A 12,173-nucleotide genomic window follows, 5' to 3' on the forward strand; every position below is an offset into this window, starting at 1 on the left:
CTTCAACCTGGACATGGGTAGATCACTTGGTTTCGGGTCTACGACCACATACTCATTCGCCCTATTCAGACTCGCTTTCGCTGCGGCTCCGTCTCATCAACTTAACCTCGCATGGGATCGTAACTCGCCGGTTCATTCTACAAAAGGCACGCTATCACCCATTAACGGGCTTTAACTATTTGTAGGCACACGGTTTCAGGGGCTATTTCACTCCTCTTCCGAGGTTCTTTTCACCTTTCCCTCACGGTACTGGTTCACTATCGGTCACTAGGGAGTATTTAGCCTTGGGAGATGGTCCTCCCGGATTCCGACGGAATTTCTCGTGTTCCGCCGTACTCAGGATACTGATCAGAGTGAATTTGGTTTCGGATACAGGGCTTTTACCTTCTTCGGCAGACCTTTCCAGGTCGCTTCTCCTACCAAAATCATTTATGACTCTATGTGTTCAGTCCTACAACCCCAGAAAGCAAGCTTTCTGGTTTGGGCTATTCCCGTTTCGCTCGCCGCTACTCAGGGAATCGATTTTTCTTTCTCTTCCTGCAGGTACTTAGATGTTTCAGTTCTCTGCGTCTACCTCTACTGACCTATGTATTCAGTCAGCAGTAACATCCTATAAAAGATGCTGGGTTCCCCCATTCGGAAATCTTTGGATCAAAGCTCACTTACAGCTCCCCAAAGCATATCGGCGTTAGTCCCGTCCTTCATCGGCTCCTAGTGCCAAGGCATTCACCGTGCGCCCTTATTAACTTAACCTATGGTTAATCGTTAATTTTCAATACTCATCTTTCGATGAGAACCTTAAAAACTTACTTTTAAAAATTTTCGGTGTGTTTCTGGTTTCTTACTTGAATTACAATTTTTAACTTTATCCAGTTTTCAAAGAACAAGGTGTTACGATTTAAAAGATTGAGAAGATTAGACCTCTCAAAACTAAACAAAGTAAGTACGAATGTGTGGGTTTCCGTTAGTTTCCTTAGAAAGGAGGTGATCCAGCCGCACTTCCGATACGGCTACCTTGTTACGACTTCACCCCAATTATCTGTCCCACCTTAGGCGGCTGGCTCCCAAAAGGGTTACCTCACCGACTTCGGGTGTTACAAACTCTCGTGGTGTGACGGGCGGTGTGTACAAGACCCGGGAACGTATTCACCGCGGCGTGCTGATCCGCGATTACTAGCGATTCCGGCTTCATGCAGGCGAGTTGCAGCCTGCAATCCGAACTGAGAATGGCTTTAAGAGATTAGCTTGGCCTCGCGACCTTGCGACTCGTTGTACCATCCATTGTAGCACGTGTGTAGCCCAGGTCATAAGGGGCATGATGATTTGACGTCATCCCCACCTTCCTCCGGTTTATCACCGGCAGTCTCACTAGAGTGCCCAACTGAATGCTGGCAACTAATAATAGGGGTTGCGCTCGTTGCGGGACTTAACCCAACATCTCACGACACGAGCTGACGACAACCATGCACCACCTGTCACTTTGTCCCCGAAGGGAAAGTCCTATCTCTAGGATTGTCAAAGGATGTCAAGACCTGGTAAGGTTCTTCGCGTTGCTTCGAATTAACCACATGCTCCACCGCTTGTGCGGGTCCCCGTCAATTCCTTGAGTTTCACCTTGCGGTCGTCTCCCCAGGCGGAGTGCTTAATGCGTTAGCTGCAGCACTGAAGGGCGGAACCCTCCACACTTAGCACTCATCGTTTACGGCGTGGACTACCAGGGTATCTAATCCTGTTTGCTCCCCACGCTTTCGAGCCTCAGCGTCAGTTACAGACCAGAGAGTCGCCTTCGCCACTGGTGTTCCTCCACATATCTACGCATTTCACCGCTACACGTGGAATTCCACTCTCCTCTTCTGCACTCAAGTTCTCCAGTTTCCAATGACCCTCCCCGGTTGAGCCGGGGGCTTTCACATCAGACTTAAAGAACCGCCTGCGCTCGCTTTACGCCCAATAAATCCGGACAACGCTTGCCACCTACGTATTACCGCGGCTGCTGGCACGTAGTTAGCCGTGGCTTTCTGGTTAGATACCGTCAGGGGATGAGCAGTTACTCTCATCCTTGTTCTTCTCTAACAACAGAGTTTTACGATCCGAAAACCTTCTTCACTCACGCGGCATTGCTCCGTCAGACTTTCGTCCATTGCGGAAGATTCCCTACTGCTGCCTCCCGTAGGAGTCTGGGCCGTGTCTCAGTCCCAGTGTGGCCGATCACCCTCTCAGGTCGGCTACGTATCATCGCCTTGGTGAGCCATTACCTCACCAACTAGCTAATACGCCGCGGGTCCATCCATAAGCGGTAGCCGAAGCCACCTTTCTTCCATTCGTCAGGAGACGATTAGAAATATGCGGTATTAGCATCCGTTTCCGAATGTTATCCCCCTCTTATGGGCAGGTTACCCACGTGTTACTCACCCGTCCGCCACTCCTTAACTTCGATGGGTGCAAGCACCCGGTGAAGTTAAAGCGTTCGACTTGCATGTATTAGGCATGCCGCCAGCGTTCGTCCTGAGCCAGGATCAAACTCTCATATAAAATGATGCTTGAAGCTCATTATTGAATTGCTAGCGAATAATTATTCACTATTTTGTTACTGTTGACTCAGCACTGCTGAGTCACCCTCACATTTGGTTCGTCTTACTTTGTTTAGTTTTCAAAGGTCTAAAGTGCGTTGCTTGTTTGTGACAACTTCTATATGATACAACAGCTTTTTTATTTCGTCAAGCTTTTTTTATTTTTATTTTGAATAATTATTCAAAATAAAATATTGGTTTAGCTCAGCGACATAATTTAGAATACCATATTTTGCATAACATTGTCAATCAAAAATATTTCCTTATTAACAAGAAATCTTTTCGGTATCGCTAGTGTTAAACTACTTACGACATCAATTACTATAACAAGTATCGTTCTTATGGTCAACCATAAACGTTACATTATTTATAAAAAAATAAAAAAGCGAACATTTTTTTATCTGCATAAAGAGAAAAGACGTATATATATTCAAAATACTTTTCACTTCGGAACTATCACAAATAAAACAAGCTTTTCGTTCGCTTTTATATTTTCCACTTAAACTTTATTTCAGTTTATAAACGATTGATTCAAATGGACGCAATGCTAAATCCGTTAGTTTTATACTGCTATCTTTATAATTACTGATAATAATTGTCTCTACTTTTCTATTATCATCTTTATAAAAAGTTGCTTTTTGATAGAAATTAATTACAATCAACCACGTTTCCCCTTTATAACTTCTTTCATAAACGAATAACTGTGGATCATGTGGCAGCAATTCTTTATAATCGCCCCATACGATAAGCTCGTGTTCTTTTCTTAAACGAATCAATGTCTTATAGTAATTAAAAACTGATTCTTTATCTTGCTGGTCTTTTTTCACATTCAATTCTCTATAATTAGGATTCAGTTTCAACCATGGTGTTCCTGTTGTGAACCCCCCATTTAATGAATCATCCCAAGGAATCGGACGTCTAGCATTATCTCGGCCCTTTTTATTAATAGCTTGAATAATCTCTTTTTCATCATACCCTTGCTGAATTCTTTCATTATACATATTGATACTTTCTATATCATCGATTTCATCAATTGAAGAGACTGGTGTATTTGTTAACCCAATTTCTTCTCCTTGATAAATGTAAGGTGTCCCTTTTAGAAAATGTAAAAACGTTGCAAACATTTCGGCAGATACTTTACGGTACTGAGAACTATCATTGCCCCAATTTGAAACGATACGAGGGATATCATGATTGTTCCAAAACAAACTATTCCAACCATCTCCGTCAAAAGCTATCTGCCATTTCGTAAAGACTTGTTTTAATTTAATGAAATCCAATTTTTGGGTATCCCACTTTGGCTTGCCAGGTTGCTCATCAAGTCCAATATGTTCAAATTGAAATACCATCGATAGCTCATTGCGCTCTGGTGCTGAGTACAGTTTAGCATCTTCAGTTGTTACTCCCCATGTTTCACCTACTGTTAAAACATCTAATTTCCCAAAAGTTTCTTGATGCATCTCTTGAAGATACTTATGGAGCATAGGACCATTCCCTGTAATCAATTTATCGGGAACTTTTCCGATCAAATCGATAACGTCCATTCGAAAGCCTCCAATGCCTTTGTCTAACCAGAAGTTCATCATTTGCCATATTTCTTTACGGACGTTTGGATTTTCCCAGTTTAAATCAGGTTGTTTTTTACTGTACAAGTGTAAATAATATTGATTGGTTTGTTCATCTAATTCCCAAGCTGTTCCGCTGAAAATTGATCCCAATTCATTCGGCACATTGTTATTTTGTCCATCACGCCAAATATAATAATCTCGGTATTCGTTGTTCTTGCTTTTTCTTGATTCGATAAACCACGCGTGCTCATCAGAAGTGTGATTCACTACTAAATCCATCACAATACGAATTCCCACTTGCTTAGCTTTTTTGATAAGCTCATCCATATCTTCCATCGTTCCAAATTCTGGTGATATTGCTTGATAATCGCTAATGTCATAGCCATTATCGTCGTTAGGAGAACAATAAACTGGACTTAACCAAATCGCATCAATGCCTAAATCTGCTAAATAGTCTAAACGTTGAATAATACCTTGAATATCGCCTATGCCGTCTCCGTTGCTATCTTGAAAACTTCTAGGGTAAATTTGATAAACGACCGAACTATGCCACCATTTTTTTTCCAAACTAAACCTCTCCTCAGTTAGTTGCTTTTTTTAGAATATCCGCTAATTTTAATTCGCTGGTTTCTGCTACTGCATAATCTGCTTTTTCCATCATTTCTTTCGTCCCTACACCGACAGAAAAAATTCCAGCTGCATTGATAGATTCTATCCCAGCTTTAGCATCCTCAACTCCAACACATTCTTTCGGTGTTAAATTTAATTGTTTTGCTCCTTTAATAAATATCTCAGGATCGGGTTTTCCGTTTTCCAGCTCAGCAGGGTCTACGACTGTGTCAAACAAATCAGCAATACCTAGTCTCTCCATTATAACAGGACCGTTTTTACTAGCAGATGCCAAAGCTAATCGAATACCCGCTGCTTTTAAATCCGCTAACAAGTCAGCTATTCCAGGTAATAAATCAGCTGGCGTTACAGTTAAAATCAATTTTTTATAGTCTTCATTCTTTTCATCTGCTAATTGTTCTTTTTCTTCAATAGAATACACTTCAGTTCGATTTCCTATAGCCAGAATACGATCAAGCGAATCCATACGACTGATCCCTTTTAATTGTTCATTCATTTCTCGGTCAATTGGAATCGTCAATTTATCTGCCAATCTTTTCCAAGCTTTATAGTGATACTCTGCCGTATCTGTCAGAACTCCATCTAAATCAAAAATAAATCCTTTAATCATTTTTGCCTACCCCTTTTTTTCAATAGTAAAAGCTATCAAATGGATGTATCGATTTGATAGCTCCCTATTGATAGCTTTTTTAAATTTTTTTAAACATTCAACTGACTACGAATGATGAATTGGGCATTTAACTACATCTGTTAACAGCATTTTTTGATCGTATAGCGTTAGTTCAATTGGTGCGCCTTCTTGTAAACGTACGCTTACAGCTTCTTGTGTAACCGCAATATGCAACAAACGTCCACGATATTTGATCATAAAACTATATTCTGTCCAGTTTTCAGGACAAAATGGTTTAAATGTCAATGTATTATCAAAAGTACGCATGCCTGCAAATCCTTGGACAATGGCTAACCAACCACCGCTCATAGAAGTGATATGCAATCCATCTTCAGTATCATTGTTGTAATTATCTAAATCTAATCGAGCTGTACGCGCATAAAACTCAACAGCTTTTTCTGTCTTGCCAAGCTCTGCAGCTAAAATTGCATGAATAGAAGCAGAAAGAGAGGACTCATGAACAGTCATTGGTTCATAAAAATCAAAATTAGCTTCTTTTTCTTCAAGCGTGTATTCATTATTCAGGTAATAGATACCTTGCAACACGTCTGCTTGTTTAATGTAGCAAGACCGTAAAATTTTATCCCAAGACCAATTTTGATTGATGGGTCTTTCAGTAGGATTAAGGTCATCTGTTGTCAATATTTCTTTGTCTAAAAATGTATCGTGCTGCACAAAAACATTTAAGTCTTTATCGTGAGGATAATACATTTTTTGAACAATATTTTTCCATTTTTTCTGCTCATCAGCAGTCACATGCAATTCATTCACTACTATAGAAGAAACTTTCATTAAACTTTCTAAGGTATAACGTAAAGTCCAAGCAGCCATAGTGTTTGTGTACCAGTTATTATTAATATTATTTTCGTATTCATTTGGTCCAGTAACACCATGGATCATATACTGGTCGTTTCGTTTAGAATAATGCACACGGTCTGCCCAAAAACGCGAGATGGCTACCAACATTTCGATACCTTTCGTACTTAAAAAAGTTTCATCGCCAGTATAGTTTGTATAATTGTAAATAGCGTAAGCAATCGTACTATTGCGATGAATCTCTTCAAATGTGATTTCCCATTCATTATGACTTTCGATACCATTAAAGGTTACCATAGGATACAAAGCTCCTTGTAGCCCTTGTTGTTTAGCATTGTGAAAGGCACCTGAAAGTTGATTGTGACGGTAAGTTAATAATTGTTCTGAAACTGAATCATCCGCTACCGATAGATACATTGGCAAAATAAAGGCTTCGGTATCCCAATAAGTGGCTCCGCCGTATTTTTCGCCAGTGAACCCTTTTGGTCCGATATTCAAACGATTATCTTCTCCATAGTACGTAGAAAACAGTTGGAATATATTAAAGCGAATTCCTTGTTGGCTTTCCGCATCACCTTTGATGACTACATCAGCTTTGTGCCAACGCTCTTGCCAGACTGCAATGTGTTGCGCTTCTATTTCTTCTTCACCTAAATCAATCGCCTGGTCTAAAATTTCAGTAGCTCTTGCCAACTGATCGTTAGGCGCTACATCCCTGCTTGTCAGTACACTAACAAATTTAGTCACTTTAACTTTTTCACCAGCTGCTAATGTGTAGGTGATTTTTTCTTCAACTTGCATAAATTCTTCCGCATACGTTCTATTTTCATAGTTTTCTGCTACGTTTTCCATCATCGTTGTTACAGTAAATTGTTCTACACCAAAAGGATTTTCAATCGTTTTAGTAGTCAAACTACTTTTTTTACCAGAAATACGGTTCATTTCCAACCAGAATTTTTCATCATAGTTGCTGTCTTCATTGACCATATTTCCATCCATTTTAGGCGTAAACACAATTGTAGCATTGCCTTTTAGTACTTCAGCTGTCACTTCAATAACCGCTAACTCTTTTAACGCTACACTAACATAACGTTTGAAAGTAAAACGAACTTCTTGTTGCCCATTAATCCAAGTATAAGCTCGCTTTAGAATACCTGTTTTCATATCTAACTCAATTTCATAATCTTTAACTTCATCAATAGCCAAATCAACTTTATGGTCATTTACCATTAATTCAACAGGGATAAAATTTGTAGCATTGATAACTTTCCCAAAATATTCTGGGTAGCCATTTTTCCACCAACCAACTCTCGTTTTATCCGGATACCAGACACCAGCCAAGTAAGTCCCAATATGTGAATCGCCAGAATAGCCTTCTTCAAAGTTGCCCCGCATACCCATATAGCCATTTCCAATAGCGGTTAAGCTTTCTTGCAACCTTTTATCAGTTCTGTCTAATTTTGTTGACTTTACTCTCCATGGATCAACATCAAACAAACGTTTAATCATGAACTTTTACCCCCAAATGCTTTTTTCACTTCTTTTCCACTCGTTTTATCATTAAATCTTGTTTGGTAAAAAACAATTAGCAACATCATTACTAACCCAACAGATTGAATCATCAACATAATAATGATATCGAATTGGATTAATCCAAGCAATAATGCCACAAACGATGGCAAACCAATGCAATTCGTTAAAAGATTGACCGATTCTTTATAGCTATTGATAGAAGAAAACTTACTCTTTTTGGTTAAGTATAAGAAAATTGCTGAACCAAATGTTAGAAAAAGTGTGCTGACTAAAGTAATGCTGAATACTAGAGACATCAGTGTTGCTACAGTATATGCTTTGTTTTTAATAAACCATTGGCGAGAAAGTGCTTCTTTTAATTCAGCAACCGTCGTCACTTTTGATAAATCAAAATCTTTTGTATAAGGAATAGTTTCTAGCGATTGATCGCCTTCTTTAATTACAAATTCAGTTTCTTGAAATAGCAGTGCATTATCCGCTGATAAAGCTTCATCTGTCTCACTTTCTGTCAACAACCCACTGACCATTCCATTTTCGGTAGATAAAACAAACGATTCCGGCAACTTTAGTGTACCGTTTTCGTAGTTACCTGCTTGTAATTTTAAAACGACTGCTTCATCGATTAGGCCAAATGATCCAGGTAGTGTATCTTCTACCGGAAAAGTGTCCATTTTTACATAATTCAATGCTACAGGAATCATTAATAAGCTGTTAACAAAAAGCAAAACAACAAAAATTTGAAACCAGTTTAATTGATGACGATTTTTAAAAATTTGTTTTGGAGACCAAATACTTTTAAAATAATTTAATGGAAAAACATCGGATTTCATTGTTTCACTTCTTTTCTTTCAATATTCTTGTTTATCCTTTTGTTCCACCAGTTGTTAACCCTGATACAAAGTTCTTTTGTAGTAAGAAGAAGAGTACAGAGATTGGAACAGCAATCAGAATCGCACCAGCTGCGAATAAAGCAACTTTTTGATCTTGCGGATTACTGATAAACGTTTGCAATCCAACTGCTACAGTAATTTTTTCTGGACTTCTTAATAAGAATCTCGCTAACATGTAGTCGCCAAACGGAGTCATAAATGCCCATAATGCTTGTACTGCGATCATTGGTCGCACAAGTGGCAGAACGATTTGCCAAAAGATTCTAAAATGTCCTGCTCCATCTAATTTGGCCGATTCGTCCAAATCTTTTGGAACGGTATCAAAGTATCCTTTCATTAACCACGTATTCATTGGAATACCTCCACCAATGTATAACATCGTCAAGAACCAGAATTGATCTAATGCGCCTAGCAATAATGCCATAACATAGAAAGCAGTCAAGGCAGCCATTGTTGGCACCATTTGAATGACTAAGAAAAACATCAAGCTTTTTTTGCGTCCCATAAAGTTGTAACGACTGTATGCATAACCAGCGATTGTAACAATGGCAACTTGAATCACCATAGTAGCTACAGCTACAATTAACGTGTTTTTATACCATGTTCCATAAAGAGTCTCTTGGAATAAACGCGTAAAGTTAGACAATGTCCACTCTGAATTTAAATCTAACGAAAAAGCTGTTATGTTTCCTGATTTAAAGGCTGAGCTAGCTGTGATTAACAATGGGTAAATGATGATGATCGATAATACGATCATGTAGAGATACGTAAAAAATTGACTAAAGAAACGACTAGTTTTTTGTGATTTACCTAATTTACCCATACTATGCATCCTCCATATTAAATGCATTTGTTTTCTTGAAGACGATCAAGGAAACAGCGATAACTAAAGCCGAAATAATCAACGTAATGGCCGCTGCCATAGAATACTGTGGTGACGTTCCGGTTGTTAATTTGTAGATCCATGAAATCAAGATATCTGTCGCTCCTGCACCGCCACCGACACTTCCTGGTCCACCATTGTTAAAGAGATAGATCATTGAAAAGTTATTGAAGTTTCCAGTGTATTGCGTAATAAAGGTTGGAGCTGCTACCAAGAATACCATTGGCATAGTAATTTCTTTGAATCGATGAAATGCACTAGCACCATCGATTTTTGCAGCTTCATATAAATCTTCAGGAATAGACTGTAAGATACTGGTTGTCATAACGTAGATATAAGGGAATCCTAACCATCCTTGAATCATAATGATAGCTGCTTTAGACCAAAAAGCATTTGTTTTCCAAGCAATCCGGCCAATTTCCACAAAGGGAAGATTGTTTAATAACGGAATAACTTGAGTGTTGATTGCTCCAATACTATCGTTAAAGATATTTGAAAAGGATAGAATCGTGATAAATGCCGGCACAGCCCAGGGAAGTAAGAAAATAACACCAAAGAAACGTTTTCCTTTAATAAAGGGTTGATTAGCAATCACTGCTGTAAAAATTCCGATAACAATTTGTAGTGTTGTCGCACTGAATGTCCAAATGATTGTCCAACTGAATACAGATGTAAAAGCATCTCGGTAAGTACTTAAGAAAAAGATGTTTACAAAGTTTTTTAATCCAACCCAGTCAATTAAATTTGCTGGTGGAATATGATAAAAGTCGTAATTTGTAAAAGCCATAAATAACGTGACCAACACTGGGAAGATAATTGTAAAAGCCATCATTAAGTATGCAGGTACGATTAGCAGATAAGGGAATCCTGCATTATATACATTCCACATCACTTCTTTAACGGTTACGTTAACTTTTTGTCCGTTATTCCAAATGGACGCCACGCGTTTTGCATCATAGATATTTAACGCATAAAAAGCTAAGAAAATGACTGTTATGATCAATTGAAGTGTTCCTTCGATCATAATAAATAATGAATGATCTTCTACTGGAGTGCTTCCTAATGTAACAAGTCCGTTAAATGCATCAAAACCAGAAACAATCATCTCGACAATAAATGCGACTAAAATAGCTAAAAATACAATTCCTTTAAATAATTGTCCGTTGTAAATTTGTCCTAAACCAGGAATAACCGAATACAGCATTGCTTTTTTTTCACTTTTAACATTTTGAGGTTTTGTCTGAGAAGACATTTTTAATTCCTCCCTTTTCTTTTAACATTTTTCGGCAGAGAACAACTACGTCCTCTGCCGAAACCTGTTCATTTTTATTTGTGATTATTTAGTATATTTTTGTTCGATTGATTCTTTAATTAATTTAACAGAATCATCAGCTGATTCTTTAGGTGTTTTGTTACCAGATGCTGCATCAAACAACATGTTTTCAGCACCAGTCCAAACTTCAGCCATTTCTGGAATATTTGGCATTGGTTGAGCATCTTTATATTGGTTGATTACTGCAGTTGTTAATTTGTCATTTTTATCTGTAGCATAAACGCGTGATTCTTGATTTGCTGGAACTTCATTTGTTGCGTCATAGAATTTGTTTTGATTTTCAGTGTTTGTAACATAGTCTAACCAAGCTTGAGCAACATCTTTATTTTCAGAGTAGTTGCTGACAACCCATCCTTTTCCACCGCCGAATGCTTCATAAGCTTCGCCATTGTTTAATGTAGGAATTGTAGAAACTGCATAATTTACTCCAGCATCTTTCAAGCTAGCAGCTTGCCAAGGTCCTCCAATAAATGCTCCAACTTTACCATTTAAATATTGGTCTGTAATAAATGCATCAGAACTTGTTACGTCTTGCATACCTTGTGGCCAAGTATTTTTGAACCAGTCAGTAGCATATTCGATAGCTTCAACTGCACCTTCATTATTTAAACCAACATCTGATGGGTCAGTTCCGTTTTCACCAAAAACGTATCCGCCGTAACCAGCAACTAAACCGTAAGTGAAGTAGAAGTCAGTCCATTTAGCTAAAAATCCTGTATTTTTTCCTTCTTCTCCTTCAAAAGCGAAACGATCGTCTTTTGCTAGTTCTTCTAAGTCAGCAAATGTTTTTGGTGCTTCATCTAATAGATCTGTATTGTAGTATAATACTAATGTTTCAATTACTGAAGGCGCTCCATAAATTTTGCCATCTAAAGTAACTTGCGCTCTATCTGTATCATCATATTGATCATCATTACCTAATGTTACTTCAGCAATGTGTCCTTGTTGTCCTAGTGATCCCATACGGTCATACGCCGACATCATAATGTCAGGTGCATTTCCAGATGGACCATCTAATGGTAAAGCTTCTAATTGTTCAAACATATCGCGTTCAGTTACTTCAATCTTAACTCCGTTTTCTTCTTCAAAAGCTCCTTTGATATCTTCAACATAGTCAACATAACCTTTATCAACCGAAATTTCTAAGGTAGTATCTCCGCCTGCTTCTTCTCCACCAGATTTTGAACCCGCATCTTTAGATTCTTCTCCGCCTCCACATGCCGCAAGTACTAAAGCACTAGCAGATACTAAACCTAAAACATATTTTTTCCAACCTGTCT

At 38.4% G+C, this 12,173-nt stretch carries 7 protein-coding genes and 2 rRNA genes; all 9 read right to left on the reverse strand.

Annotated elements, in window-relative coordinates:
• A 23S ribosomal RNA gene (locus CAT7_RS11010) occupies positions 1 to 753 on the reverse strand; the annotation flags it as partial.
• A gap of 224 nt (positions 754 to 977) precedes the next feature.
• Positions 978 to 2,532, reverse strand: a 16S ribosomal RNA gene (locus CAT7_RS11015).
• Positions 2,533 to 3,076: 544 nt separating this feature from the next.
• Positions 3,077 to 4,705, reverse strand: a complete 1,629-nt coding sequence (locus CAT7_RS11020) for a glycoside hydrolase family 13 protein (RefSeq protein WP_007725604.1) — start codon at positions 4,703 to 4,705, stop codon at positions 3,077 to 3,079.
• A 13-nt stretch (positions 4,706 to 4,718) separates the two neighbouring features.
• The gene (gene pgmB / locus CAT7_RS11025) at positions 4,719 to 5,378 is read right to left on the reverse strand and encodes a beta-phosphoglucomutase (protein ID WP_007725607.1); all 660 of its coding nucleotides are present in this window, start codon (positions 5,376 to 5,378) and stop codon (positions 4,719 to 4,721) included.
• A 105-nt stretch (positions 5,379 to 5,483) separates the two neighbouring features.
• Complete coding sequence (locus tag CAT7_RS11030; RefSeq protein WP_007725609.1) at positions 5,484 to 7,763, reverse strand: glycoside hydrolase family 65 protein; 2,280 nt, start codon at positions 7,761 to 7,763, stop codon at positions 5,484 to 5,486.
• On the reverse strand, positions 7,760 to 8,617 hold the full coding sequence (locus CAT7_RS11035; RefSeq protein ID WP_007725611.1) for a DUF1189 domain-containing protein: 858 nt from the start codon (positions 8,615 to 8,617) through the stop codon (positions 7,760 to 7,762). The genes CAT7_RS11030 and CAT7_RS11035 overlap by 4 nt, the downstream gene beginning before the upstream one ends.
• Positions 8,618 to 8,648: 31 nt before the next feature.
• A complete protein-coding gene (locus CAT7_RS11040) occupies positions 8,649 to 9,500 on the reverse strand; it encodes a sugar ABC transporter permease (RefSeq protein ID WP_007725613.1) in 852 nt (283 codons plus the stop codon).
• Between the two features lies 1 nt (position 9,501).
• The gene (locus CAT7_RS11045) at positions 9,502 to 10,812 is read right to left on the reverse strand and encodes a sugar ABC transporter permease (protein WP_007725615.1); all 1,311 of its coding nucleotides are present in this window, start codon (positions 10,810 to 10,812) and stop codon (positions 9,502 to 9,504) included.
• A gap of 84 nt (positions 10,813 to 10,896) precedes the next feature.
• A partial coding sequence (locus CAT7_RS11050) for an extracellular solute-binding protein (RefSeq protein ID WP_007725616.1) occupies positions 10,897 to 12,173 on the reverse strand: 1,277 nt, incomplete at its 5' end.

This window comes from Carnobacterium sp. AT7 (genome assembly GCF_000171855.1).
GTDB lineage: Bacteria > Bacillota > Bacilli > Lactobacillales > Carnobacteriaceae > Carnobacterium_B > Carnobacterium_B jeotgali.